The sequence below is a fragment of the Pseudoalteromonas sp. 2CM28B genome (assembly GCF_023161935.1).
The window spans coordinates 1-612 of record NZ_JALNTH010000113.1 but is presented as its reverse complement, the minus strand read 5'-3'; the positions used below and the strand labels follow the sequence as shown (position 1 = coordinate 612).

The 612-nt window shown below is 45.1% G+C and carries 2 tRNA genes; both read right to left on the bottom strand.

Going from position 1 to position 612, the window contains the following annotated elements:
- A tRNA-Lys gene (locus MTN96_RS36870) sits at window positions 1-76 on the bottom strand.
- Between the two features lie 196 nt (window positions 77-272).
- Window positions 273-348, bottom strand: a tRNA-Lys gene (locus MTN96_RS36865).
- Between the last annotated feature and the right edge of the window lie 264 nt (window positions 349-612).

Here is a 612-nt window from a genome sequence, read left to right as displayed (position 1 = left end):
TGGTGGGTCATGATGGACTTGAACCATCGACCAATGGATTAAAAGTCCACTGCTCTACCAACTGAGCTAATGACCCGCTCTGTGTCTAACTGCCATTAATTCATCCTGAAGCTTGGGACCGGCTCGTCGTCCTGACTCGCGTTCATAAGACTGCGAAACTTCGTTTCGGTTCTTATTCACCCAACTGAGCTAATGACCCGCTCTAAATTCTGTGTAGAATTAACATGCTGCGTAAATCCGCCGATTAAACCAATCTTTACTTAAATAAAGAATGGTGGGTCATGATGGACTTGAACCATCGACCAATGGATTAAAAGTCCACTGCTCTACCAACTGAGCTAATGACCCGCTCTGTGTCTAACTGCCATTAATTCATCCTGAAGCTTGGGACCGGCTCGTCGTCCTGACTCGCGTTCATAAGACTGCGAAACTTCGTTTCGGTTCTTATTCACCCAACTGAGCTAATGACCCGCTCTAAATTCTGTGTAGAATTAACACGCTGCGTAAATCCGCCGATTAAACCAATCTTTACCTAAATAAAGAATGGTGGGTCATGATGGACTTGAACCATCGACCAATGGATTAAAAGTCCACTGCTCTACCAACTGAGCT